General features: G+C 55.9%; 25 protein-coding genes and 1 pseudogene. 15 read left to right on the plus strand and 11 right to left on the minus strand.

The features are described from left to right. Positions 1–323: 323 nt before the first annotated feature. Complete coding sequence (locus ACFIO0_RS15395; protein WP_390911286.1) at positions 324–1,175, plus strand: EamA family transporter; 852 nt, start codon at positions 324–326, stop codon at positions 1,173–1,175. A 117-nt stretch (positions 1,176–1,292) separates the two neighbouring features. On the opposite strand, the gene ACFIO0_RS15400 is transcribed toward ACFIO0_RS15395, so the two are convergent. Beyond that, the gene (locus ACFIO0_RS15400; protein WP_390911287.1) at positions 1,293–1,973 is read right to left on the minus strand and encodes an ArsR family transcriptional regulator; all 681 of its coding nucleotides are present in this window, start codon (positions 1,971–1,973) and stop codon (positions 1,293–1,295) included. Positions 1,974–2,046: 73 nt separating this feature from the next. Here ACFIO0_RS15400 and ACFIO0_RS15405 point away from each other — a divergent pair, with 73 nt between their 5' ends. Together ACFIO0_RS15405 and ACFIO0_RS15410 are read left to right on the plus strand one after the other, a co-directional pair. After that, entirely contained in the window at positions 2,047–2,688 is a 642-nt protein-coding gene (locus ACFIO0_RS15405) for a LysE family transporter (protein WP_390911288.1), read from the plus strand. Between the two features lie 34 nt (positions 2,689–2,722). Further along, complete coding sequence (locus ACFIO0_RS15410) at positions 2,723–3,388, plus strand: DUF6058 family natural product biosynthesis protein (RefSeq protein WP_390911289.1); 666 nt, start codon at positions 2,723–2,725, stop codon at positions 3,386–3,388. 190 nt (positions 3,389–3,578) lie between these two features. On the opposite strand, the gene ACFIO0_RS15415 is transcribed toward ACFIO0_RS15410, so the two are convergent. The 8 genes from ACFIO0_RS15415 to ACFIO0_RS15450 all read right to left on the minus strand — a co-directional run bounded on the left by ACFIO0_RS15415 (position 3,579) and on the right by ACFIO0_RS15450 (position 11,438). Further along, entirely contained in the window at positions 3,579–4,349 is a 771-nt protein-coding gene (locus ACFIO0_RS15415; protein ID WP_390911290.1) for a CmcI family methyltransferase, read from the minus strand. Continuing rightward, positions 4,342–5,397 (minus strand): methyltransferase domain-containing protein, encoded by a 1,056-nt coding sequence (locus ACFIO0_RS15420; RefSeq protein ID WP_390911291.1) that lies wholly within the window; start codon positions 5,395–5,397, stop codon positions 4,342–4,344. Before ACFIO0_RS15420 ends, ACFIO0_RS15415 begins: the two co-directional genes overlap by 8 nt. Beyond that, on the minus strand, positions 5,394–6,227 hold the full coding sequence (locus ACFIO0_RS15425) for an NAD-dependent epimerase/dehydratase family protein (protein ID WP_390911292.1): 834 nt from the start codon (positions 6,225–6,227) through the stop codon (positions 5,394–5,396). Before ACFIO0_RS15425 ends, ACFIO0_RS15420 begins: the two co-directional genes overlap by 4 nt. Further along, on the minus strand, positions 6,224–7,444 hold the full coding sequence (locus ACFIO0_RS15430) for a methyltransferase domain-containing protein (protein ID WP_390911293.1): 1,221 nt from the start codon (positions 7,442–7,444) through the stop codon (positions 6,224–6,226). Before ACFIO0_RS15430 ends, ACFIO0_RS15425 begins: the two co-directional genes overlap by 4 nt. Then, positions 7,441–7,983, minus strand: a complete 543-nt coding sequence (gene rfbC / locus ACFIO0_RS15435; protein WP_390911294.1) for a dTDP-4-dehydrorhamnose 3,5-epimerase — start codon at positions 7,981–7,983, stop codon at positions 7,441–7,443. Before rfbC ends, ACFIO0_RS15430 begins: the two co-directional genes overlap by 4 nt. Then, positions 7,980–9,029, minus strand: a complete 1,050-nt coding sequence (gene rfbG, locus ACFIO0_RS15440) for a CDP-glucose 4,6-dehydratase (RefSeq protein WP_390911295.1) — start codon at positions 9,027–9,029, stop codon at positions 7,980–7,982. The genes rfbC and rfbG overlap by 4 nt, the downstream gene beginning before the upstream one ends. Further along, complete coding sequence (gene rfbF / locus ACFIO0_RS15445; protein ID WP_390911296.1) at positions 9,026–9,793, minus strand: glucose-1-phosphate cytidylyltransferase; 768 nt, start codon at positions 9,791–9,793, stop codon at positions 9,026–9,028. The genes rfbG and rfbF overlap by 4 nt, the downstream gene beginning before the upstream one ends. Before the next feature lie 1,204 nt (positions 9,794–10,997). Beyond that, positions 10,998–11,438 carry a MarR family transcriptional regulator gene (locus tag ACFIO0_RS15450; RefSeq protein WP_390911297.1) on the minus strand — a complete coding sequence of 147 codons (441 nt, stop codon included), beginning with the start codon at positions 11,436–11,438 and terminating at the stop codon, positions 10,998–11,000. A 79-nt stretch (positions 11,439–11,517) separates the two neighbouring features. Between ACFIO0_RS15450 and ACFIO0_RS15455 the strand changes: the two genes are divergently transcribed. The 8 genes from ACFIO0_RS15455 to ACFIO0_RS15490 all read left to right on the plus strand — a co-directional run bounded on the left by ACFIO0_RS15455 (position 11,518) and on the right by ACFIO0_RS15490 (position 17,585). Then, positions 11,518–12,003, plus strand: a complete 486-nt coding sequence (locus ACFIO0_RS15455) for a signal transduction protein (protein ID WP_390911298.1) — start codon at positions 11,518–11,520, stop codon at positions 12,001–12,003. Between the two features lie 32 nt (positions 12,004–12,035). Further along, on the plus strand, positions 12,036–12,587 hold the full coding sequence (locus ACFIO0_RS15460; RefSeq protein ID WP_390911299.1) for a cytochrome b/b6 domain-containing protein: 552 nt from the start codon (positions 12,036–12,038) through the stop codon (positions 12,585–12,587). After that, positions 12,584–13,030, plus strand: a complete 447-nt coding sequence (locus ACFIO0_RS15465; protein WP_390911300.1) for an anthrone oxygenase family protein — start codon at positions 12,584–12,586, stop codon at positions 13,028–13,030. Before ACFIO0_RS15460 ends, ACFIO0_RS15465 begins: the two co-directional genes overlap by 4 nt. A gap of 52 nt (positions 13,031–13,082) precedes the next feature. Next, on the plus strand, positions 13,083–14,228 hold the full coding sequence (locus ACFIO0_RS15470) for an FAD-dependent oxidoreductase (protein ID WP_390911301.1): 1,146 nt from the start codon (positions 13,083–13,085) through the stop codon (positions 14,226–14,228). 184 nt (positions 14,229–14,412) lie between these two features. Beyond that, a complete protein-coding gene (locus tag ACFIO0_RS15475) occupies positions 14,413–14,847 on the plus strand; it encodes a VOC family protein (RefSeq protein WP_390911302.1) in 435 nt (144 codons plus the stop codon). A 237-nt stretch (positions 14,848–15,084) separates the two neighbouring features. Further along, positions 15,085–16,167, plus strand: coding sequence for a ribosome small subunit-dependent GTPase A (gene rsgA, locus ACFIO0_RS15480; RefSeq protein ID WP_390911303.1), 1,083 nt, complete (start codon positions 15,085–15,087; stop codon positions 16,165–16,167). A gap of 161 nt (positions 16,168–16,328) precedes the next feature. Next, positions 16,329–17,078: a VOC family protein gene (locus ACFIO0_RS15485; RefSeq protein ID WP_390911304.1), complete on the plus strand. Its 750-nt coding sequence runs from the start codon at positions 16,329–16,331 to the stop codon at positions 17,076–17,078. 24 nt (positions 17,079–17,102) lie between these two features. After that, on the plus strand, positions 17,103–17,585 hold the full coding sequence (locus ACFIO0_RS15490) for a flavodoxin (RefSeq protein WP_390911305.1): 483 nt from the start codon (positions 17,103–17,105) through the stop codon (positions 17,583–17,585). A gap of 67 nt (positions 17,586–17,652) precedes the next feature. Here the strand turns inward: ACFIO0_RS15490 and ACFIO0_RS15495 are convergent, their stop codons facing one another. Together ACFIO0_RS15495 and ACFIO0_RS15500 are read right to left on the minus strand one after the other, a co-directional pair. Further along, positions 17,653–18,843 carry a serine hydrolase gene (locus tag ACFIO0_RS15495; protein ID WP_390911306.1) on the minus strand — a complete coding sequence of 397 codons (1,191 nt, stop codon included), beginning with the start codon at positions 18,841–18,843 and terminating at the stop codon, positions 17,653–17,655. Positions 18,844–19,095: 252 nt separating this feature from the next. Then, positions 19,096–20,293 (minus strand): annotated as a pseudogene (locus ACFIO0_RS15500) (IS3 family transposase). An 811-nt stretch (positions 20,294–21,104) separates the two neighbouring features. Here ACFIO0_RS15500 and ACFIO0_RS15505 point away from each other — a divergent pair. From ACFIO0_RS15505 to ACFIO0_RS15520, 4 genes are all read left to right on the plus strand, one after another. Further along, on the plus strand, positions 21,105–21,467 hold the full coding sequence (locus ACFIO0_RS15505) for a hypothetical protein (protein WP_390911307.1): 363 nt from the start codon (positions 21,105–21,107) through the stop codon (positions 21,465–21,467). A gap of 142 nt (positions 21,468–21,609) precedes the next feature. Further along, positions 21,610–22,674 carry a hypothetical protein gene (locus ACFIO0_RS15510; RefSeq protein WP_390911308.1) on the plus strand — a complete coding sequence of 355 codons (1,065 nt, stop codon included), beginning with the start codon at positions 21,610–21,612 and terminating at the stop codon, positions 22,672–22,674. Positions 22,675–22,688: 14 nt separating this feature from the next. Next, complete coding sequence (locus tag ACFIO0_RS15515; protein ID WP_390911309.1) at positions 22,689–24,194, plus strand: ABC transporter transmembrane domain-containing protein; 1,506 nt, start codon at positions 22,689–22,691, stop codon at positions 24,192–24,194. Position 24,195: 1 nt separating this feature from the next. Then, positions 24,196–25,773, plus strand: a complete 1,578-nt coding sequence (locus ACFIO0_RS15520; protein WP_390911310.1) for an ATP-binding protein — start codon at positions 24,196–24,198, stop codon at positions 25,771–25,773. Positions 25,774–25,833: the final 60 nt, after the last annotated feature.

Below are 25,833 nucleotides of genomic sequence, written 5' to 3' on the forward strand. Positions count from 1 at the left end.
GGCCGCTATTTTGTATGTCTAAAATGCTCTTAAATTTTACCGTGTGCAGGCAGGGTGGCTGGAAATATTCGGCAAGTAAAGCGGTCAAATCGGTGTTTGGTAAACAACTGCACGGCACTTTTCCACCATGTCGAGAATTTCTACTTTAGCGTACATCCTGATTGGCCGAAGACATCCAAAACCCGCGCAGGAAACCTGTTTCCCAGTGGGGATTCGCCCACGAACATTGGCCGGTCTCGCAGCATTTTCGCGATCACCACAAACAGATGGTAATTTCAAGATGTCCGGTGCAGGCTTGCGGCGTCAAATGTGGGGTGCACGCTGTGGAACTGACTGTCTTTGTCGCCGTGATACTGGCCGCCATGCTTCATGCCACTTGGAATGCGATGGTAAAGGGCGACGGTGACAAGCACCTTGCCATGGCAGCCGTGGTGATCGGCCAAGGCGTTTTTGCAGCACCTGTTCTAGCGTTCGTGCCGGTGCCAGATGCGTCCAGCTATCCGATGCTCGTCGCTGGCATTGTACTGCATCTGGGCTATCAATTCTTTCTGCTCGCGGCCTACCGCGTCGGTGATCTTACCCAAGTTTATCCGCTGGCCCGTGGCAGCGCGCCGCTGATTGTTGCGGGCGTTTCCGTCCTGTTTCTTGGCGTCGTTTTGGAACCGGTCCAGATCGGAGCCATCGTGCTGATCGGGTTGGGGATCATTTCGTTGGCGCTGGTGCGTCGTGTCGATGGCGGTGCCAATCGCAACGCCGCTGGCTTTGCTCTGGCGACGGGGTGTTTCATCGCATCCTATTCGCTGGTGGACGGATTGGGTGCGCGACAGGCGGGGACGGCCCTTGGGTTTTACGGGTGGCTGGCGATTGGCAATGCCATTGTATTCATCGCTATCACTGCGCTGACCCGGCCAGAAACCCTGCGAAATGTGCGGCGCAAAGGCATGCGGGTGCTGTTGATTGGCGGGGGTGCATCCTACGCCGCATACGCCTTGGTTGTCTGGTCATTCACCCAAGCCCCCATCGCGCTGGTCACCGCGTTGCGCGAAACATCGATCGTCTTTGCCCTGCTGATTGGCGTGTTTGTCCTGCGCGAAAAGCTGGACCTGGCAAAGGTTTTATCCACGCTGCTAACCCTGATCGGCGCAGTGCTTTTGCGTTTTGGGCGGTCTTCGTGAGGGAATGCAAAACGACGAGGTCATGTGCGGCAAACATTGAAAATCGTCGCCTTGTCGGCGAGGCTGGCCAGAGTTTTGTCTTTTGGGCCCAGCTACATCTGGCCCCGCAATACCGCCCTAGAACCGGCACCAATTCATCAAAGCGCGTTCACCATCGGCTTCAAACGAAAGGGTTCGACTGGTTCCGTCGCGACTGACCCATCCCGAATTCAAGGCGTGGCTCAAAACGGCTGCGCCGACAGCACCCCCTAGATGATGTCGCCGTTCCGACCAGTCAATGCATGAGCGACAAAGAGGGCGTTTGTTCTTTTCCAGATTGTCCAAATCAATGCCGCGCGCCTTCAAAAACACCCGCCCACGCCCACTGAGCGTGATCACGTCGTTTTCCCACGCGAGCACACCATTCTTCAACCAGGTTTCAAACAACGTCACCGCAGACTTTCCGGCAAGATGATCGTAACAAGACCGCGCCGTCCGCATTGCTTCGTTCTTTGGGCCCGGCTTGGTGCGCATATGACCCGCACGCGACGCCACGATGACCAAAGCTTCGATTGCATGCGCGACATCCGCGTCCGCGATGCAGAAATACTTGTGGCGACCTTGTTTTGTTGCGGTGATCAAACCGCTTGCGGACAATTTGGCCAAGTGAACGCTCGCTGTTGCTGGAGTCACGCCTGCTTCGTTAGCTAATTCGGTTGCAGTCAAATGCATGCCCGACATCAAAGCCATCAGCATATTTGCACGCGCGGGGTCGCCCATCAGGGCCGCGGGTAACGATATATCAGGGCCTTCTTTCATAGTTAGATCAGAGACGAAGTATATCTCGCGGTCAACCTGTTAGTGTCCTGTAAGCACCTTCAGGAGATGACGCATGACCGACTTTACCCTCTACCTTCCCGGTATCCTTTTGGCCTACGCCGCGTTCTTGCTGGCCATCGCCAGTCCCGGCCCCAATATCCTGGCCGTCATCGGCACGTCGATGAGTGTCGGGCGCACGTCAGGGATCGCACTGGCCCTCGGCATTGCAACAGGGTCATTTACCTGGGCTGTCATGACGGTCATCGGGTTGTCGGCACTGTTGTCTCAGTACGCCGTCGCACTGGTTGTCATCAAGATATTCGGTGGGCTGTATCTGTTATGGCTGGCCTATAAATCCTTCAAATCCGCGGCCTCGAATCACGATATCGAAGCCAACGAATTGGCAGGAGGCACGAGAACGCCGTTGGGATACGCCAAGCGCGGATACATCATTCAGATGACCAACCCAAAGGCTGCCCTTGCATGGATCGCGATCATCTCGCTTGGGCTAACGGACGGTGCGCCGCATTGGGTTGGCATGGTGATCGTGCTTGGCACATTCATGCTCTCGATCATCATCCATGTGCTTTATGCCGTGGCCTTTTCCACACCGATAATGGTGCGCCTTTACGGCAAGGCACGCCGCGGAATCCAGGGCGTTCTGGGTGCCTTCTTTGCCTACGCAGGTCTGCGTTTGCTGATCAGTCGGAATTGATGGTTTCCCCTAATTTACCGAAAAAGGACGCAACATGCTGATGAATTATCTCTACGCTAACTTCCTCGAAGAAGAGGCATTTGTGGCGATCAAGGAGACAACCCGTGATGCACTGACGGCATTGACCCAAGCGCGTGTTTTCCCAGCCCCGTCGTATGTCTATGCCTGCAAAGGATCATCAGTGTCCTTTGTCAGCAGCGTTCATGACGATGCCACCTACCGCTTTCATTTAAAAGGCCATTCTGCGTGGTTCGAAAGCGTCGTACAGCTTGAACTCGCAACCGAAGATCACGCCCGACAGCATTTCGCCAGCCGTTACGATGACGCAAAACGGATGTTCTTTGCGAACGGCCTCGGGCAGGAATTGTCAAAGGTCGCTCCGGACATTCGACAGCAATTTGACACTGATCATGCAAAAGCAACATGGGACCATTTTTTGAACGGGGTTTATGGCGTCTGCACCCGTGATGGTCAGCCCGAGTCTGTTTTCAAAAAGCAGGCCCTCGTCATGTTCATTGATCATTCCGTGGCCAATGGGCCAATGCATTCGTCACAGGTGCAACTTCAACGCCTTGAGAGAGCAGTCGCAGCGTTGGACGAGGTCGAATCTGATTTTGCCCCCCATGAAGTATCTCAAACGTCACGGCAACGCTGCATCATTGATGTCAGAACCAACATTCTTGGCAAGATCGCTGCATAAAAGGGCGTGTGCGCCACGCCCCGAATACAAAGCTATCAAGTGTCGACCAAACAGGGGCCAAACACCAATCCGACCACGGCGCACGCAATGGACGCCATGCTTGGCGACAATTCTGGCGCGGTCTTGCCCCGCGAGAGTTCATCCCGCAAGGCATGGACCAACGCCAAGTGCCGTTCAACAGCTGCTGTGATCAGCGGATGCGCTTGAGAAAGCCGTCATGCGCCACTGTGATCAGCAGTTTTGCCGGGATGGATTTGTCGATCTCGAATTCATCGTGAGATTTCAGATAGTCCCAAACCGCCGTTTTCGGGTTGTTGCCAGGCCCCCACGATCTGTTGGGATATTCATCGGCAGGCATGTCTTCGATAAGCGTGTCAAAGACGACGCAGTAGCTGCCCACCGAGGTCAGTGGCGCGTATAATTCCAGCTCGCTGCGGACGTGGTCATGGGTGTGGTTTGAATCGAGACACACCAAAACGCGTTTGTATCCTTCGGCGGCTTTTTGAACCTGCGCAAAGATATCTTGATCGATGCTTGAACCCTCAATCATCTCGATGCGCGAAGCCATTGGATGCTGTTTGATCGCCTCAAGGTTATGGGCGCGAATGTCGATATCGATGCCCAGAACTTTCCGGTCGGACTTTGACGGATCCATCGTCGTTCCCGCTTCGATCGCGTCGCACATGTCGAGCAGGGCAAGCATTGAGGCGCTGAAAATCAACGACCCGCCATGGGCAATGCCGGTTTCGATGATCAAGTCGGGTTTCACACTCCAGATCAGTTCCTGCATCGCCACAATGTCTTGTGGGTACTGGATGATTGGGCGATCCTGCCAATGGAAATTATAGGAATATTGCGGCTGGGTCGTGGCCTGAAGAAACGTCAAAGCCATATCGTTCAGCGGCGTATTGCCCATCATCTCTGAAATGCGCGCGGCACTTTCTTTTTTAAATTCAGTCATTTCCCACCTCAACATATGTGAATGCATTGTTCGACATTTTGCGAATTTCATCGCTGTAATTTGGATTCATAATCATGATCTGCGCGGTCGCAGGCAAGTTCGCAAGCACCTCTTGTGGTGCAGATACACGCAACCCGGTTCCGGCCAGATAGCGGCCCTGTTTGCCGGGGTTGATGTCAATCACGGCCTCAACCGGCGCACCTGCCCGTCCTTGCAACAATGCGTAGATCACGCCTTTTGACGCGCCACCCCAAAGGATGCTGCCTGCGGTGCCACCCTGCAGGCTGGCTGTGAAATCGTCAGGGAAATCAATCGCATTTTCGGGGTCAAACCGGGGTGCTCGCAAGCTCGCTAGATCGCCGATCACATACAAATACTGACCGCCGAAACAGCGCCCGCTGGCGACGACATTGCCAAACATCTTGTCGAAATCGGACAGGCGGAAATAGTTGACGTGTTCATAGAAAATGTCGAACCAGCAGCGGCCCTCACAGATCCAGTCAAAGCAAGGCACTTCGATGTAGATCAATCCGCCGCCGCCATTTGCATCGCGCAACTGGCACAAAAACGCATAGGGGTCGGGGATGTGTTCCAGCACGTGGCGCAGCACCATGCCATCCGCCGCAAGACCCAATTCCGGCCCAAAGTAGTGCTTTTGAATCAGGGGGTTGGTGCCCTCATAGGTCGGATCAAAGCCCGTAATCGCAGCGCCGCGCGCATCGAGCATTTCCAGGAAAGTGCCCTTGCCACATCCGACCTCAACCAGGTTTTCGGTGCCCATGTGATCAAGGATCAGATCCGCGGCCCATTCCAGATGTTCGCGAAAGGGCGTACTGTTGGCCTGCTCGTTTTGATAGTTCGCATCGTAGTCCACCAGCGCGGGGTCAAAGGCGTCATTGCGCACAAGGCCCGACGTCTGATCCTCGACAATGCGGATATTGCCGCGCGGGCAATTTTGGGCCTCGTCCGCGCTGTCGTACATGCGGTTCTGGAACACCGGAAAATTGTCTTGCTCATACAGCAAGCGGGGTGCGGGGTACTGCGTCATGATGAAACCTCTGTTCTTTGCCCGATCACAACTGGCGGGTCTGTCAGATTGTCTGGTCGTGCGCCAAACTGCAACAAATCACGGCGGCCATATTGATCGGCGATCGTTTCTGCGAGTGCGCGAATTGTAACGCCTTGGCCGCTGCAAATGTTCGTCGCACCGACGCGCGCGCTCAGGGTGTCTTGGACCAGCAATTCGGCTGCAACATCAACATCGAGATAGTCGCGCATTGCGGTTCCGCTGGTCAATTTGGCCGGTTCTTCGTTTTGCATCTGCGCGTGCAAATACGGGACCAAACGGCGTGCATCCTCGCGTGCGCCGAACAGATAAAACAGACGCGCCCACAAAAATTCGACCTGTGTTGTGGCGAACCACGCTTTGAGCATTGTAAAGGTCGCGACTTTTGCGGCGGCGTAGGGTGTGTCCGGCGCAAGCGGTGTGTCGACGGACAGATGTCCGGCAGACAGATCGTATTCAAAGCAGGTTCCGACGCCGACAAACCGGCGCAGATCAGCTGCCGCAGCACCCTTGGCCATCGACAACGTTCCGGTCAGACACTCAAGGTTTCGCTCAGACGTCAGGTACTTTCCGGGCTCGGCGTACCACGCCAGATGGACCAGCGTATCAACCCCCGTCAGCGTCGATTTCCACCAATCGGCGGTTTGCGCAAACACGTCGTCGCAATGGACAATCTTGGCGTCCAATCCCTCTAGTTTTTCATCGCTACCGGGGCGAATAACGCACGTCACGGAGTGCCCAGCCGCAACCAGTTGTCGCGCAACAGGCAGGCCCACAAAACCTGTGGCACCGGTGATTAAAATCCGGCTCATTGGTTTACGGTAAGCTTGGGCACGGCGGTGACGAACCGCGTGCCCAGCGCGGCAAGATCGGCGCATTGGGTTTTCACTTCTGCCGCGATGTTCCACGGCAGGATGACCAGATAATCGGGGCGACGTGCGCGCAATTCTGCTGGGGCAAAGATCGGGATATGGCTTCCGGGCATCAGCTTGCCAATCTTGGCGGCCGCGGCATCACAAACGTACGGGATAAGATCAGGACGCACGCCTGCGTAGTTCATGATCGTGTTGCCCTTTGCCGCCGCGCCATAGGCCGCAACGGATTTGCCTTCGGCCTTGGCACTCAGCAGAAACTTTAGAAAGTCGTCTTTGACCGCATCGGCTTGGGACTGGAACGATTGGTAAAACCCGTCCTCGTCCATGCCGCGTGCTTGTTCTTGGGCCAACACGGTTGCGACAGCTGCGGATTGCACATGATCTGCCGCTTCTTGGCATCCGAAAATGCGCAGGCTGCCGCCGTGGGTTGGCAGCTGTTCGACATCGAAAATCCGCAAGCCGGCGGCTTTGAAAATCCGCTCGACTGTCAGCAGGGAAAGATAGGAAAAATGCTCGTGATAGACGGTGTCGAATTGGCGATGTTCGACCAGTTCCATCAGGTGCGGAAATTCGAGCGTGATGACACCACCGGGTTTAAGCGCGGTCTTGAGGCCCGCTGTGAAATCGTTGATGTCAGGCACGTGGGCGTAGACGTTGTTGCCGATGATCAAATCCGCCTCGGCAAGCGACGGCGCAAGATCCGTACCAAAGAATTCCTGAACCACCGGAATGCCCAATGCGCGCGCGGCGTCGGCTGTGCTTTTGGTTGGTTCGATGCCAACGCAAGGAATGCCCTTGGCCACAAAATTCTTGAGCAAATAGCCATCATTCGATGCGACTTCCATCACCTGGCTGTCCGGGCCTAGCGCGAACCGGTCTGTGACCATGTTCGCGTACCGCTCTGCATGATCCAGCCAACCCTTTGAGGTTGATGAAAAATAGGCATACGTGTCCGTGAACAATTCGTCGGAGGCGGCGTAATCTTCGGTTTGCACCAGACGGCACTGACCACACGCAAGCAGGCGCAATGGGTATGTTACTTCGGGCTTTTGCAGGTCTTCGGGGTTCAGATATGCGTTTGACGGCGGCGCAAAACCCAGATTGAGAAACCTGATGCTAAGCGGCGTGGCACAGTGGCGGCAAAGCTGCGTCATAGGGCCGAAATCTCCGAAAATGCAGGAAGGGTTTTGTCGCGCTCGGACAGTTGAGCAGGCGGCAGCGGCCAGTTAATTGCGAGATCAGGATCCATCACATTCACCCCTCCCTCATGTCCGGCTGTATACGGTTCCGAATGGAGATACTGCAGTTCAACCTCTGATTCAAGCGTTTGAAACCCGTGCGCAAACCCCTTGGGGATGTAGATCGAATTCCGGCGATCCGCATCCAGTTCGACGCTGACATGTTGGCCGTAACTGGGTGATCCTGCCCGAAGATCGACGATGACATCATAGGCCCGCCCGCGCAGGCAGCGCACCAATTTAACCTCTGCCGCGTCGCCCTTTTGAAAGTGCAGACCGCGCAAGCTGCCGGTGTGTCGCGTGACCGAAATGTTCATCTGCGTCCACGTGGTGTTCAGCCCATGTTTGGAAAATTCATCATCGCAGTAAAAGCGCGAAAAGAACCCGCGCGCGTCCTCACGAGGTTCCAACAACACTTCGAAAGCGCCCTCAAGGGGCAGTGGTTCAAAAATCATACGGCACCGAATTGATCGAGTTGCGCAGTCGTAATTTCAACTGCAGAACGTCCGTCATTGACCGCACGATACCAGCCGATTGTCTGCTCGATTGTTTGTTCAAATGCCCAACGGGGTTTGACGCCCAGAAGGGTCGCGCTTTTTGATGAATCGAGGCTAAGAAGGTTGGCTTCGTGTGGGGCCGCGTTAGACGACGCATCCTGCCAATGACCCGGCCAATGGCGCAACGCCTCGCTGAGCAGATCAGCCACCGGTCGGGCGGCTGTCTGGTCCGGTCCGAAATTAAACGCCGATTGATAGGCCGGTTCATCCGAGGACCAAATCCGTTCAGCCAGCACAAGGTATCCCGCCAGCGGTTCCAGAACATGCTGCCATGGACGCACGGCGGACGGGTTGCGCACCACGATGTCTTGTTCGCTTTGCAGCGCTCTGATGATGTCGGGCACGATGCGGTTGTCGGCCCAATCGCCACCCCCGATAACGTTGCCAGCACGCGCGGACGCCATCCGTAAATCCGTGCCTGCCAGAAAGGATTTTCGCCAGCTGGAAATCGCAATCTCCATCGCGGCTTTGCTGGCGCTGTAGGGGTCGTGACCGCCCAACGGATGGTCTTCGCCGTATGCGCGCCCGTCCTCAAGATTGTCATACACCTTGTCGGTTGTGACCATCACAACAGCGCAGCGCTTGGTTAATGCGCGCAACGCTTGCATGACATGCAGCGACCCCATGACGTTGGTCTGCCAGGTTTCCAGCGGTGTTTCATACGATTGCAGCACAAGCGGTTGCGCCGCCAGATGGAACACAACATCGGGCTGTACCGTGTTGATCCGCTGGGCGACCAGATCGGGGTCCCGAATGTCACCAACCATGTGATCAATCAGCCCGTCCAGCTGTAGCTGGTCAAACAGGGCGGGCGTCGTGTCAGGTGCCAACGCCAGACCCGAAACATCAGCGCCCATCCGGTGCAGCCAATAGGACAGCCAACTGCCCTTGAACCCGGTGTGTCCGGTGACAAGAACCCGCCTACCTGCCCAAAAGCTGCTCATTCCCACGTTTTCCAAGGCGCTTTGCCACTGGACCACAGGTCTTCTAACGTGTTGCGATCGCGCAATGTGTCCATCGCCTGCCAGTAGCCGCTGTGCTTCCAGACTGACAACTGCCTATCCGCAGCGAGCGTTTCCAGTGGGCCTTTTTCGAACACCGTGTAATCATCTGCGATCCGGTCCATGACCGCAGGTTCGCAAACGAAAAAGCCACCGTTGATCCAGCGTCCGTCGCCTTCGGGCTTTTCCTGAAACTTGGTGACGAGCCCGTCGTTGATCACAATGCCACCAAAACGCCCGGCAGGCTGGATGGCTGTTACCGTCGCTTCGACGTTTTGCGCACGGTGGTGCGCGATCAAAGCCGTGACATCGACGTCGCTGACCCCGTCGCCATACGTCAGGCAAAAAGGCCCGTCCAAGTGTTCGGCAATCCGTTTGATGCGCCCGCCTGTCTGGGTGGCCTCGCCCGTGTCGACCAAGGTGATTTTCCAGTTCTCGGCCCTTTGAGAATGGGTCTCGATGCTGTTGTTTGCCAGATTGATCGTAACGTCGGACATGTGCAGAAAGTAATTCGCAAAGTACTCCTTGATCATGTAGCCCTTGTAGCCGCAGCAGATCACAAATTCGTTGATCCCGTGTTCGCTGTAATGCTTCATGATGTGCCAAATGATCGGGCGTCCACCGATTTCGATCATGGGTTTAGGTTTCAGATGCGACTCTTCGCTGATGCGTGTTCCGAACCCGCCTGCAAGAATTACCAATTTCATTCGCCGCTTACCTGTATCAATTGTTTCAAATCGCCCGATCACGGGATCGTACCCGTTGACCGAAATATCACGTATTTAGGGGTGTTTGGGAAGGGAACCTAGACAAATAAAACTGGGCGCTCGAAAATTGAACTTGAGGCGGCGTTTTGTATCCGAGGCCATCGCGCAGGCTGGAACCGAAGCGATGGCAAATCGACCGCAAACGTCGTTTTGGCAATTGCTGTCGTGTCGCTGCAATCAGGCCATCTCAAACCATCACCGGCACCAAAGACGCGCGATTTCCACCGCAGTAATTCCGCACAATAGACGGAAACGAAAAAAGCCTCCCGAAGGTGGTTTGTAACGTGCTGACATTAAATCAGAAATATTGGTTGCGGGAGGGCGCTCAAATCTCAACTTGCTATTTCACGCGGCTGCATAGCACACCTACTGCGATGCACTTGATAGATGCTGGTTATCCGGTTTAACAAGAACATTGCTGTCTAGGCCTCCAGCAAATCTTGTATCCACGGATGCGCTTCGTCGAAGATCATTCTGCACTGTTGGAGGAGAGGCTGGCCAAGGTGCAAGCCCGCTATCGTTTGGCCGATTAGAAGGGCGGAAAGCGGTAGTTCGCTGCGACCGCAAAAACTTGCCGCCCCGACACAAGAGGCGACTTCTTGATCGCTCATTTGTGCTTAAGAGGTATGTGGAATACGGTTGGCGGAATTCCACATCATATGCGCCTGCACGCGGCCAAGAGCGTCTTGTTCATCTCTCGCGAAAAAGAGCTTTTCAGTTGTGTCATAACCAAGACGCAACGCAGTACTCATGCACTCAGTCATCTGCTGATCTAGGTCGTCTTGAGCCTCAAAAGGATCAACTTGCTTAACAACGTGAGCAATCAGACCAAGAACGAAAGAGTTTCAAACGGCAGCTTGATGATCCCATTCAGTCCAGAATTTGGGCTGATCAACGGCTACTTTAGATCATAGTTCACCTTTGTGCGAATTTGACTAATTGGTAAAATTACCATCAACCTCATAAAAGACCACTCCCCTGCTAACTCAAAGCCGCCGCTGGATTTGTCGAAACCTATGTCGGCTCTGCGGTCATTGAAGACTGTTCCAAGCTGTCAAATCCAACCCTTCATTCGCTGCCTGGCTGAGCAACAATCGAGACGCGGACATAGCGCCACTTCGCTGCGGTTGCGCCAATGTCCGGTTCAGGAATTCTCAACTTCTTTGATCTTGCCAATAACCCTGCGCATGTAGTCCAGAAACGCTTGAGTTTCATCTTCGGAAAGGTCGGCGAGCACTGCTTCGTTGATTTGCATTGCTGTCTGATACGCAGAGTCACGGATTGAACGCCCTTGGTCGGTAAGGTGGATCGTGCGGGCCCGCGCATCCGCTGGATGTTCTCTACGGGTGATTAGCCCATCCCGTTCCATCCTTGTCAGCGTGTTTGCAAGTGTAGCTTGCTCGATATCGAGCATGGCCAATAGCTCCTTTTGGGTCAGTCCGTCCTTTTCCCAAAGAGCCAATAGTGCCGGAAACTGCCCGGGGACTATGCCAAGAGGTGCAATGCGCTTGCGAAGCACCTCGACAAGCAGGCGGGCCATGTTGTTCACAAGATATCCCGCGGAGTTCATACGATCAAATTCCATGGCACCTAATAGCATTGCATAGCTAACTATGTAATAGTATATAGCTTGCTATACAATACGAATCAGAATGGATAGAGAGATGAGAATTTTGACAGCAACTTGCGCACTGCTTCTGGCTCTCCCGAGCGCTGGATTGGCTCAATCAGACGCGCCGACACCCGGCCGTGAACTGGCGGAACTGATTTACGGATCGATAGAGGACAACCCAACTGGTGCAGCCGATATGGGCGAGTTTGTCAATTTCGGTCAGGACATCTTCGTGTCCATGGACTCTGACGAAAGCGGATCAGTCGATCCCATCGAATTCACAGAATGGGACTTTGGCTTCAACTTCATCGCCGAGGATGAGGGCCAAGAACGGGCCTATCAAACAGCGCAAAAGGTACTTTTTGCGATTTGGGATCACGACGGTGACGGCGAGATCGCGCGGCGAGAGTATCACAAGTCGATGGTTTGGGATTTCCGCCGTGCCGACACCGACGACAATGCCTTCCTGACCCGCGACGAGTTTCTCAGCGGCTATGTGGTCAACCTCGCCTACCGCGCCGCGCTCACCGGTCTGTAAGCCTGATCTTTCGGAACTAGGAGGCACGTCTTATGAAAAGCACCCCAACTCAATATGGATCGGTTGCAGTCACTATTCATTGGCTGAGCGCCCTGTTCATTCTCGCGATGCTTGGCTCAGGCTTTAGGGCGTCATCCATGACGCAAAGCGCCGCCAAAGAAGCAATCCTGATGTTTCATGTGCCTTTGGGAGTTGCGATCCTGTTGCTGACGCTGCTGCGCCTGTTCTGGTGGTGGGGTGTTGACCAGAAGCCACGCCCTGTGGATGGCGACCCCGTTTGGCAAACGTTTACTGCAAAAGCGATCCATGTACTGTTCTACGTTGTCATTTTGGGAATGGCGGCAAGCGGCATCGGCATGCTGGCACTATCGGGTGCGGGCGGCGTGCTGTTCGGCGCAGGTACAGAGCCTTTGCCGGACTTCACTGAGTTCCTGCCGCGCATGCCACATGGACTGGGCGCGAGGCTCATGTTGGCGCTCTTCGCGCTCCACGCGGGGGCCGCACTCTACCACCATTTCATCAAACGGGACGGGCTGATCTGGCGCATGTGGTTAGGCTCAAAAGGCAAAGGAACCGGTTCATGATCAAAACAGCGTTCAACATACTCGCCATCTGTGGGGCGGCAGGATTTGCTGGCGTCATGCTCAGTATCGGCGTGACCTTGGGTGGATACTGGCGCAGCCTCCCGACCCAAGCATTCCTGGACTGGTTTGCGGCTAACAATCAGTTCGTCTCCCGATCCATCCCGCTGATCTTCATGTCAACCCTGTTCGGCCTCATTGGATCAGTCTGGTTGTCTTGGGGCGGCCCGGAGCTGAAGTTCTGGCTGCTCAGTGCCGCCTGCATCTTCGTGGTGGCGGTCCTGACATTTGCGTTCTTTGTGCCAACCAATGCCGCACTTGCGAGTGGTGCAATGGACGAAACGACAGGTGCATCGAAACTGAACCAGTGGCTCACGATCCACTATTTCCGCATCGGGTTTGGCATGGCGGCTGCGGTCTTCGGCTGCATCGCGATCAAAGCCTGAAACACCAGCCATCCACCACTCACAGAGTTGCCACGCAAAAGAGGACGAACCCATGAAAACCCGCATTCACGCCATTGCCGGAACTGTCGGTCTGCTTATGATCTTCACGTTCTGGACCTCGACCGTCATCTCGGAACTGTTCGGATCGTATGAAACCATCGCGGCGGTGAAGGGATGGATACTCAATGGGATGTTCATTTTGATCCCTGCGATGGCGATTGTTGGCGGCTCTGGCATGTCGCTTGGGGCCGGCCGATCAGAGAGGTTTGTGTCCACAAAGAAAAAGCGGATGCCGATCATCGCCGCCAACGGGATACTGATCCTGCTTCCGATGGCCTTCATTCTTGAAGCCAAGGCCTCAGCGGGGACGTTCGATACGTTGTTCTACGCGCTGCAGGGTGTTGAGCTGGTCGCAGGGGCAACCAATCTGACGCTGATGGGCTTGAACATGCGCGATGGTGTCAGGCTCACGGGTCGGAACAGCCGGGCGTCGTTAGTGCAGCTTCTCGGGCGCGAGATGGTCGCAGAAAACACGCTTGCGGTGCGCCTCGCGAAACCCGCTGGCTTCACCTTTGAACCGGGCCAAGCGATCCGACTGACCATTCCGGCTGATGCACCCCAAGGTGCAGGCGAGGGACGCGTTCTTTCCATCGCCAGTGCGCCACATGAAGCGGACCTGACCGTGATCACGCGCCTGCGAGACAGTGCTTTCAAGCAAGCCTTGCAGGCATTGCCGGAGGGAACTGACCTACAGGTCGCTGGGCCTTTGGGCAGCTTCACGAGAGCTGAGGGCCAAGATCGTCCTTCAGTGTTTCTGGCAGGGGGGATCGGCATCACCCCGTTTCTGTCGATGATCCGCGACGCCCATCGCTCTGGTGGTCAGAACAACATCTCTCTGTTCTATTCCAATCGCAGCCCAGCCGACGCAGCCATGCTGAAGGAGCTGCAAGAGATCAGCGCGGCCAATCCAGAAATCCAAATGGTTGCCACCATGTCAGATATCAAAGACAGCACCGGTTGGAACGGAGAAACGGGGCGCATCAATGCGGAAATGCTGTCCAGACATTTGTCCGATTTGGCCAAACCGATCTATTATTGCGTTGGCCCAAGCGGGTTCGTTTCAGCGATGATTGAAATGCTAACTTCGACAGGTGTCGACAAAGACAACATCCAGTTTGAGCAGTTTAGCGGCTACTAAGAACCGAAACCGCACCGTATAGATGCAATGAGATACAGCCATCTCAGCTTCCGAAATGCCGCGTCACGGCCGATTGATCTAACGCAATACTGGTGAGCAACAAGTCGCACATGGTCCCCACAAGCGGGAGATCGTGCCTTCGGCGCGAAAGATCAATTGACACATATTCATGTGGAGAATGGCCATGAAAAACAACCAGTTGCATCGTGGTCGACTTATTGACCATGTCCAGCTCGTGGTGAACGACGTCAAGGCCAGTCAGAATTTTTACACAGCCGTTCTAGCCGTTTTGGAAATCCCCGTTATCGGCACGGCGGAGGGTTTTTTCTGGGCTGACGAACTCGTCGTATCCTCGAAAGATAGCTCTGCGGCACTGCGTGTGCTGACGGGCCGTCACCATCTGGCTTTCCAGGCAAAGGACCGCGCGGCGGTGGATGCTTTCTACCGTTCGGCGCTGATCCATGGCGGGCGCGATAACGGGGTGCCCGGCGAGCGTCCATATCACCCAGGCTACTACGCGGCTTTCGTGCTCGACCCTGACGGAAACAACATCGAGGCCGTATATCACGGTAAGGCACGACGCAGTGCGCCATCGGTGGTGATCGATTTCCGGAGTTAAGCCCATCGTGGCTGGCCAAGCTTGAAAAACTAGCAAACCGAAGCTATCTCAGGATACACAACAATGGAGATTTCATGTCCCGGTAAAGTGGGGAGGCAACAGTCCTCCCGATGCAAGTTCAACAATTGAGACGCGCTGCCAAATCCATTTGGCCGGCCTGTTGAATTGCAACATCAGAAAACACTGACACTTCAAGCCTGAGCGCTGCTCGAGGCTAAGACATGAAAGTTGACCCCAATGACAAGGGACTATTCCAAATTTCTTCCGCCCAATATGAAGGGCGGAGCAGCGACACGACAATTATCTCCACTCGAAACACTCGGTTGGCAGCCGTATTTTGCACAACAGATCAGCGTGGATGAACTGACTGAGACGCCACCTGTCCGCGTTGTAGAAGTGCATCGCAATGGGCTGCATGTCATCGGAGATGGCATCGATGAGACAATTCCTCCGCAGCAGGATGCGACAGTTGGCGATTGGCTATTGCTTGATCGCAATCATTCCAAATCAAGCCGCGTTTTAGACCGAAAGAGTCTTGTGAAACGCCGCGCTCCTGGAACGGACCGTCAGGTGCAACTGATCGCGGCCAATATTGACATAGCGTTTATCGTGTCGTCCTGTAACCAAGACTTCAAAGTAGCACGTTTGGAACGTTACATCGCTTTGGCGTTTGAAGCGGACATCACGCCGGTTATCGTTTTGACGAAGAGTGATCTGGCCTCTTCCACTCAAAACTATGTTGATGATGCTCAAGCGATTTCCGAACTGGTCTCTGTCGTGACCCTTGATGCACGTGGTGATGAACCAAAGATGAAGTTGGCGAACTGGTGCAAGCCCAGCAAAACCGTAGCGTTCCTTGGGTCCTCTGGCGTGGGCAAATCGACCTTGGTCAACGCGCTATCGGGTACACAGACGATTGAAACGCAAGCTATCCGTGAAGATGACGCCAAGGGTCGTCACACGACGACAAGTCGGCAATTACACTTTGTGGCAGGTGGCTGCATCGTGTTGGACACACCAGGGATGCGCGAGTTGCAACTGACAGATGCAGCATCTGGCATTGATGATGTTTTCGCGGACCTTCATAGCCTCTCAACCCAATGCCGGTTCAGCGATTGCCAGCATTTGACGGAACCGGGATGTGCCGTTTTAAAGGCGATTGAGAACGGTGAGATCGACGAAGCCCGGTTAGGCCGATGGCGCAAGTTGATGGCTGAAGAGGCTTTCAACTCGTCAAGCTTGGCTGAGCGCAGATCAAAAGACAAAGCGTTCGGCAAAATGGTCCGCCGGGTCACAAAGCAAAAGGCGAAAAGGGGATAAGGTAAAATTTGGGGCGGCCAAGCATTCAACCTCGGGCGTCTCAATAATCCCATTCAACAAGCACAAATGCGTGCCAGCAGTTGACCCATATCAAGGGTCAGGTCGCCGGAGTATGAAATGCTTCCCGCGACAAATGGAAGAGGTATGGAAAGGGGTCAACAATGACCGTTGAAAAGATAGGTCGAGTCATCTGGCACGACCTTCTCACAAGCGACAGACAACAGGCGATGTCGTTTTACAAACGTGTGGCTGGCTGGACCTACCAAACAGAGCACGCGACTGATTTTGCCTGGGGCGGGGGTGAGAAAGACTTCATTCTTGCGCTTGAAGGAGATGAAGCAGGCGCGGGTTTTGCGGAAACACCACCGGAAATGACGAATGGGTGGGTTGCCTATGTGGAAGTTCTAGATGTGGACGGAACGGTGGCACTTACCGAAAAGCTGGGTGGGACCATTGTACGGCAACCATTCGAAGTCCCCGGCGTGGGACGCAATGCGCTCCTGCGCGATCCTCTCGGGGCACGCATCGGTGTCTCCATATCTCGTCACAGTTATCCCGTGCCGCAGCGGCAGTTTGGATTGGAGGTTTACCTGACAAATGCGGCTGCATTCCCACAGGAGTTCTATTCTGAGTTATTCGACTGGACGGTCAGTTCCCAGCCTGCGGCAGAACTGGCTGGTCTGAAGGTCACCGGACCTTCGGGCGAGGATGTTGCGTTGGTAGTCTCTGGAAAGGCGCCATTGGAAGCACAAGCGGTTTGGGTGCCTTCCATAAAGGTAGCTGACCCAATCAAGTCGCTCAACGATGCAGCGGCATTGGGCGGAGAGGGTTCAACGTGTCGACTGCGCAGCCAGCGCAACAGCTCGGCTCCTTTATGTTCAATCCTGACAGCGCACTCTCATGCTTGTTGAAAGCCTAGGATGGAGGGCACGTAGATGAAATCATTGGTTTTGTTTTATTCGCGAACTGGCACCACCACCAAAGTCGCGAACGCGCTTGGAACGGCACTCTCCGCTGATATCAAAGAAATTAAATGTCCACGTTACCAAGGCGGTTGGTTTGCCTATCTGCGGGCTGGTTATGACAGTGTCAAAGGCCGATTGCCGCCGATCGACGTTCCGGACCTGTCGTTCGATGAATACGATCTGGTCATCATCGGCGCGCCCATCTGGACGAGCTACCCTGCCTTGCCTCTGCGATCTTTCTTAGCGCGAAAGCCAAAGTTACCGAGCCGGGTTGCAGTGTTCTTTACCCTTGGCGGACACTCTCCTGCTGAAAAGGCAGTGAAGATGGTGGAAGGTCTTCTCCCTGTCCCATTGGAGGCCTCGCTGGAGTTGCCTCATGATCAGGTCATCGAAGGCCGGGACTCGGACACTATCGAAACATTTGTAGCGAAATTGAACGCCATTGACGGGTGATAAAACTGACCGCCACTTTGAGCGGTGGGCGCATCTGATTGATGTTGCCCGCAGGGCTTTAGCGGCGTTAGGCGAGTCCGGCCGATAGGGCCTCGCGCAATGCCACGTCCCTTGGATCGGGCTCAACGCCCGGTCCAATCCGGTTTGTCACATATCCGTAGCCTAACCCGATCGACGGATCGGCATAGCCAAGCGAACCGCCCGCACCTGGCGCACCAAAGGCGTCTGCGTGACCGAATGCAAAACCATCAAATGGCTTCATGAAACCCAGTGCGTATTGCGCGTCGTCCCGAAGCACTTCATCAAAGAAACCGCGTGATGGCGGCATGGCTGGCGCTCTGAGTGCTGCCAGCGTTTCCGGCTGGAGACCGAGTTCCGATCCACCTGTCGCGAAGACACCATATGCCTTTGCAATAGCCCGTGCGGTGCCGACACCGCCGCCAGAGGGGACCTCAAGATCACGCGCATATATGCGGTCCTTGTCCGTGACAACGCCTGCGCCCGGGTTTACGATACAGGCCCTGAAGGCATCGGACCATGGGTTCATCAACGCCCGTATCATCGGAAACGGATATCCGAAAACCGACTTGATCAGGCCGGCTTGGGTGAGCGGCGCAAGCCGTTCGTTCGGGATCACATCTGGAAGACCGATGTAGAAATCGAGATCAAGCGGTGTCGCGATTTCGTCCTGAAAGAACTGCCCAAGCGTGCGGTGCGCCGGATCAATCCGACGCAGCAATTCACCTTCATAAAAACCAAGCGAAAGAAAGTGGTAAGCGTTGCGGGTGCCGGGCGGCCATGCGGGGGCCTCACGCGCCAAGATCGCCGCCAGCCGGTCTGGGTCGGCAATGATGGCGCGGTCAATGTTTTCATGGAACGCATGCAGGCCAGCTTGATGCGCCAGCAAGTGTCGCACGGTGATTGCCTCTTTGCCGTTCTGCGCAAACTCTGGCCAGTTATCGGCAACACGCGCCTCATAGTCGAGCCAGCCGCGCGAATGTGCCAGCGCGAGCGTCATTGCTGACATCCCTTTGGTCAGCGAGAAGACCAGTACCATTGTGTCTTCTTCCCAAGGCGCACCGGTCGCCGGATCGCGAACACCGCCCCAAAGATCAACCACCTTTTCGCCGCGCAAGTACACGCAGCAAGCGCCGCCCAGTTCATTGTGCTTGGTGAAGTTTTCTTCAAATGCTGTTCTTACGCCAGCGAATCTTGGACTCACATGTCCATTCACCGTTGCGGCTGATGGGTTGCTCATTTCCAGCTTCCTCTGAAAAACACGCCTTTGAATACCAAGCGCAAGGGGCAGAACATTGACCCAACGCAATCATTCAGGTCTCGGCGGTTTCGCAATTCGAGAGGTTTCGTTCTCCGAACAATGAGAAAGCGCAACAGACCTACGAGCGGTCAATTGTGAGTTTCACCCGAAGGTTGGCTTCGCCTGGGTCTTGCTCGTTGGTCTATGAGGCCTCGCTGCGTTTTTGGCGTGAATTGAGGTGCCCCTAGTTTCCTAGACGCCTGCCTTGTTCATTTTTCTTTGTTCTGTTTCATAGTCAACTGGCGACAGCATGCCGTTGTTGGTGTGCTTGCGGGTCGGGTTGTAGAACATCTCGATGTAGTCGAACACGTCCTGTCTTGCTGCGTCGCGTGTGACATATGTCCGCCGCCTGACGCGTTCCCGTTTCAAAAGCTGGAAGAAGCTTTCAGCCACCGCATTGTCATGGCAGTTCCCACGTCTGCTCATGCTGGCATCCAGATTGTGTTTGTCCAGGAACGATTGCCACTCTTTGCCCGTGAACTGCGATCCTTGATCAGAATGGATCATCACCTTGGTCTTTGGTTTGCGCCGCCAAACAGCAGCTAACAGTGCTTGCAAAGCAAGATCAGTTGTCATGCGCGACTGCATTGACCAGCCAACGACACGCCGCGAGAACAGATCAATGACCACAGCGAGATACGACCAGCCCTCATGCGTTCTGATGTAGGTAATGTCTGTCACCCATACCGTATCGGGCGCATCAACTTCGAAATGACGGTCCAAGGTGTTGTCGGCAACAACAGCAGGCTTGCCGCCATAGCGCCCTGGACGGCGTCTGTAGTCAATCTGTGCCGAGATGCCTGCTAAGCTGGTCAAACGTGCAACACGGTTCTCTGAGCAGGTCTCGCCTTGATCCAAAAGATCATCGTGCAGTTTGCGGTAGCCGTAGACCTTGCCGCTGTCCGTCCATGCCTGTTGCAGCAGATCAGTTTGCCGAGCGTCTTCAAGCGCACGCTGGCTCAACGGTTCTTTAACCCATGCGTAAAAGCCACTGAAATGCACCATCAGCACACGACACATTGACCGCACCGAAAACTCCGCCCGATGAGCCTCAATAAATGCGTACTTCACTGAGACTCTCGCGCGAAGTTCCCTCTCGTGCATTGCTGCGCAATACCCTGCCGGGCAGCGCGACGGTCGCCTTTTTTAAGATGGTGCGTTCCTCGGTCACCCGGGCCAGTTCGCGCTTCAACCGTCTTATCTCAGCAGCCTGTTCCGCAACCTCAGATCGGGCGCGTGGTGACTTCACAAACTGAGCCTTCCATGTGTACAGGGATTTGGTGCTGATACCCAACCGCTCGACCACTTCGCTGACCGCATATCCACGCTCAACAACCTGCGCCACGGCGTCCTGTTTGAACTCGTCCGTAAACCGTATTCCCTTGTTCATAACCGTCTCTCCTTGGTTCCAAAATTACCAAGCAAAGCGTCTACAATACTAGGGGCACCTCAGTGCACGATGGTGACGGGTATGTAAGAACAAGGTCTCGCGTCACTGCAGAGCCATCACACTTCTTAATCTTGTCTGGTTGTCTATCACGTCCCTTGGTCATCGAGAGCGGACGTTTGGCTTGCTTTGACCAACGTCCATCTCGTTCCGCAATGTGTGAATTCTCTTGTCGCTGAATTTTTGCGTTTGCAGCGACTGTCTACAATGGGGGCCGCGTATACAGCATCGAACGACAAGGCTAAAGGTCGGCTTTGCAACGAGACGCATACTACGTGTAAGAGCTACCGTTTCACCGGCAAGCCGTACGTGACGCTTTCCAGATAGTCGTCAATTAGTTTCTCTTCATTCAGAGTCTGCAGGTCGTCGAACAGGATGTTCCAGCATAGTTCCAACCATTCTGTTTATGCCACCGGAATGGTCGGCATTCTTTGGACAAACTGGAGGTACTGGAAGGAGCGGTTCTGCATACGAGGTGAAAGTCGTGTTACAGTTTTATGAACTATTTATGACAGTGGTGGATTGGTGGGTGGTGGGAGTGCTTCTCTGATCAGCAAGAGGATAAGTAGCGTAGTCTTTGGACCCGCTTCCGCGTTCATCTGGCGTTCATTTAGAATTAGATCGCGCTTCATGTGTCTGTGCGAACTTCATCCGCTTGAGGCCACGGGCGCAAATCAGTGGTGCGGCATAAGTTTGGGAATCGGATTAGGTGCTGAACAGTTTATTGGCAGCAAGATGCACAGGGAGAAATTTCATGCCGCGGCTGGGGGTATGGGTTGTCGGTGCCTGTGCGGTTCTCGTGATCTACGCTTTTTTGACACCCGCCTTCGCGCAATCTGCCAGCTTTCGCAATGTAGACACCAATTCGGACCGGGTGCTGAGCCGTGATGAACTTGTCAGTGCCTTTGGTTCCCGTGGTGCCGCGCGGCTGCTGTCACAGTCCGATCACAACGGAGACGGCAAGTTGACAATCTCCGAGTTGCGACAGGGGAGCAGAAGTGGAGGAGGCACGGGCGACGCCAGCACGAACGATAATGAAGATGGCGATGATGGGGACCGTGATGACAGCGGCAGTGAAGGGGATGGCGACGGAGACGGGGATGGTGGCGATGACTGATATGCGTCCATCGCCCACCAATCGCGCCGTTCATCTCCCGTTCACCCGATTTCAGAGCAATGGTTCATCAGACTGCCGGAAAGCTGTCAGCGAGAGGCGTCAGAAAGGATGCACAACACATGCTTTACAACGGAGACGACCAATGACCCAAATGAAACCACTTTCCGCCGCCCTCTGCACAAACGCAAAATGGGCCTTTACAACCCGCCGCGTCACCCGCACCGATGTACGCGGCCTGTCCACGAACTTTGCCGCCGCCAAGGCCGGTGACCTGATCCTTTGCGAAATCGCCGAGATCGGGCAGCACAAGAAGATCCAGCTCGCTGAGCGCCGCGTGTCAGTTAGCTATCCGGGCGACCTTGTGGTTCTGTGTCTGGGCGACCGTTATGCGCCGGATCAATTCCTGGCGTCTGCCGTCATCGACGACGATCTCATTGACCTTGTCGCCGGTGGCGGTGTTGCAGGCCGTGTCGATGTCGCGCATATCCGGATGGATGAACCGACCCGCCTGAGACCGCTGGGCCTTTTGACCGGCGCGCAGGGTCAGGTGATGAACATCGCCTCATATGCATTGCCCGCCACGGCCTCGAACAATGACGTGACCGTCATTGGTGTCTTTGGCGCCTCGATGAACTCAGGCAAGACCACGGCTGCATCCAGCCTTGCGCATGGCCTCATGAAATCGGGCTACAGCGTGGCGGGTGTCAAAGCGACCGGAACGGGTGCTTTTGGCGACTTCAACAGCTTTGAGGACGGCGGCGCACCGGCACTTGATTTCACGGATGTGGGCATGCCCACAACCTACCGGATGCCGATGGATCGGATCGAAGAGGGGTTCGAGACGCTGGTCGCCACCGCTGCGGCACGCGGCGCAGAGGTTGTGGTGGTCGAGATCGCGGATGGGGTATTCCAGCAGGAAACCCGCGCCATTTTGCAATCGGGCAAGATCCGGGACCGACTGGACGGGATCCTCTTTGCGGCACCCGATGCGCTGAGCGCGCTGGGGGGCGAAACGGTCCTGAACAAGATGGACCTTGGGGCCTTCGCCATCAGCGGCATGGTCAGCTGTTCCCCGCTTGCCGCCTCTGAAGCGGCAGAGGTCACCGGCCTGCCGATCCTGACCCGCGAAGACCTCTGGTCCCCTGACACCATTGCGTCGCACGTCGCCCCCCTGATGCGCCGTGCTCCGCAGACTGTGGCCGCATGACGCCTCTCCCGCCAATGGCCACAAGGGACCGCGTCTTTGATGCGGCCCTCATCGTATCATGCGGGATCGTGCAGGCCGCAGCGCTTGCGGTTGCGGCCTTTGCCACTCGCGATGCCTTTGCCGCGCTGCACGGCGGTGTCCCGCTTGCCGCTGCAACGGTTCTGGAACTGGCGCTGGCCGGTGCGCTGACGGCGCTGTGCCTGTTCATCTCCGGCTGCCGCGCCGAACGGCTTGGCCAAAGCTATGCCATCGATTTGCGCCGCACGCTTTACGCCAAGATCGCGCGGCTGCCCAAAGCGCGGCACGAGGAACGCCGTGTCGGTGCACTTTCGCTGCGCTTTGTGGGTGATCTGTCTGCAGCGCGTCTGTGGTTCGGGCGGGGGTTGCCCGAAGTGCTGTCGGCCTGCGTCGTGCTGCCCGGTGCCGTCGCTATCCTTTATGCGCTGAGCCCGGTTCTTGCCACACGCGGTCTGGCCCCGCTTGCACTCGCGCTGGTAGTGATGGCTGTTGCGGCATGGCATCTTGAACGGCGTCACCGCCGGTTGCGCAAGCGCCGTGCCGGTATCGCCATTTCCATGATCGAACGCATCGCCATTGCGCCGGAACTGGACGTCATGGGCCGCACCAGCGCCGAATTGCGACGTCTGGACGTGCAGGGTGCACGGCTGCGCGATGACGCTGTTGCCCGACGTGGGCGCACGGTCGGTTTGCAATCGCTTTTGCAAGCCGGAACAGCGGCCTCCGGTCTGGCGATGCTGTGGTCGGCCAGCGTGACGGGGATTGCACCCGCGACTGTTGCCGCCAGCCTTTCGGTTCTGGCACTGGTTGCCCTGCCACTGCAACAACTGGGTGCGGCCTGGGACCAATATTGCGCCTGGCGCGTCGCGCGGGAAAAAGCGCAAAACCTGCTGCGCGAACCTGCGGTGCGCCGGTCGTTGAAGACCTCAAAGGCCGCGGTTTCCGTAACGACCGTTGGACGCCTGGGCAACACGCCGGTCGCCTTCGAGGTTGCGGGCGCAAAGACGGCTCACCTCAATGGCCCCGCCTGCCGTCACATTGCACGTGCCATTGCGGGGCTGGATACGTACGATACCCTCGATGTGCGCTTTGACGGCAAAGCGCAACGTCCTTGTGTCGCGTACATCGGTGACGAACACGTCGGATTGCAGGGCAGCCTGCGCCGCTCAGCCACATTGATGAACCGCAAACGCCCCACGGACGCACGTATCACCGCGGTCCTTACAGGCTTCGGCCTTGAGGATCTGCTGGCTTCGGGCGGGCTGGATCAGCGCCTGTCGGAAAACGGCAAAGGCCTGAGTGCGGCACAAACGCTCCGGCTTGATCTGGCGCGTGCGGTTCTGGGCAAAGCGGACGTGATTGTCATCGCATCGCTGCGCTGGTCCGCTGAGCCGGAAGCGCATGCGTTGCAAGAGGCTTTGCAGGAATATAGTTCTGCAACGCTGGTGTTGGCAGAACCACTCGAAACGTGCTCTACAACGTCGATCCCAAAGGTAATCTGATATGCGTTCCACGACCCTTTTTGGTATTTATGCCGTTGTTGTCATTGGCCTGATTGGTGGGCTGGCCGGGCTGACCCTGTACAACCTTGAAAAATCGCGGTGGTGGGACGCGCGCACGCAACTGGCGCAGGAATCCTATGGGCTGCACCTGAAGCTGGAAACGAAACTTTATCGTCTGTTCAAACAACATAGCGGATCGCTGCTGCTTGGGGGCAGTGAGAGTGGCGCGGCGGAACGTGATCTGCGCGCCAGAATTGATCAGACCCTGCTGGACATTCGCCGAACAATTGAACGCGAGATCGAGATGGTTGGCGAAGAGGAACTGGAAGAGCTGGAACTGCTCGCCGAGATAGAGGCCGACATTCGCTCCCTGAATGCCAGCGTCGCGGCGCTGAAGACCACCGATGATCCGCTTGAAACCTTCGTTCAGGCAGAGCGCCTTGCCGCGCTGCTGGACGGTGGCATCGACGTTGAACTGGACCGCAAGATTGCCGCCGCACTTGAAGAGGAAATTGAAGAAACCGAGGAAGTGCTGGCTGATGCTGTAGCGTTTCGGGCGCGAAATGAAAAGCTGGTCTATGTATTGGTGGCACTGGCGGTAGGAACATTGATCGTTGCTTTGTTGTCGTTCAACGGACAAATCCGGCAACCTATCGTCCGCCTGCGCAATGAAATCGAGCGGTTGCGCAGGGCGGATTACTCCAAACCTGTGGCCCTCGGTGGCAGCCTTGAGTTCCGCGAACTCGGGACGGTCCTGCAGGACATGGGTGAAGGACTTGCCGTGCGAGAGGCGACACGGGCGGAACAGAAGAAACAGCTGGAGGAAACGGTCGATGCCCGCACGGCAGAACTGCAGCAGCTGATCAAGAAACTTGAAACAGGTGAGGAAAACCGCAAACAATTGATGGCCGATATCAGTCATGAACTGCGTACGCCACTGGCGATCATTCTGGGTGAGGCCGACGTGACCCTGCGCACCCAGCGTACATTGGGTGTGGAAGTGTCTGACGCGCTGGCACGCATTCGCGAATCTGCCAAACACACAAACCAGATTGTCGACGATATGCTGACCGTTGCCCGCCTCGAGGCTGGACAACTCAGACTTGATCGCAAGGAAGTCGAGTTGCTCAAGATAGTGCGCGACGCGGTATCAATGTTCCCCGAGACAGTCCTGGTGGATAGTTCTGATGCCAAGATTGTCGGGAGCGTTGATGAAGTCAGGCTGCGGCAATCTGTGCTGGCGCTGTTGCACAACGCCAAGCGGTATGGAGGCCCATCCATATGCGTGTCACTGCGCCAGAGTGCGACCGAGAATATCATCGCGGTGGAAGACGATGGGCCAGGCCTGACCCCGGAAGAGAAATCCAAGGCTTTTGACCGGTTCTTTCGTGGATCAAACGCGTCCGGACAGGGGATCGAGGGCAGCGGCCTTGGTCTGCCGGTGGTAAAATCCATTGTGCTTGCCCACGGCGGCACAGTTGAATTGGAAGATCCGGACGAAGGTGGCCTGCGCGTTGTCATGAAGATCCCGAAAGAGCCGCGTCAACGTCCAGTGCCGACCGAAGCTGGGCCCGGATGAACATAGATTCGCTTGGAAGCGGAATTGGTTATGGTCGCATGGGCGACCGCGCGAAGTTAT

It is taken from the genome of Pseudosulfitobacter sp. SM2401 (genome assembly GCF_042932805.1).
In the GTDB taxonomy this organism is placed as follows: domain Bacteria; phylum Pseudomonadota; class Alphaproteobacteria; order Rhodobacterales; family Rhodobacteraceae; genus Ascidiaceihabitans.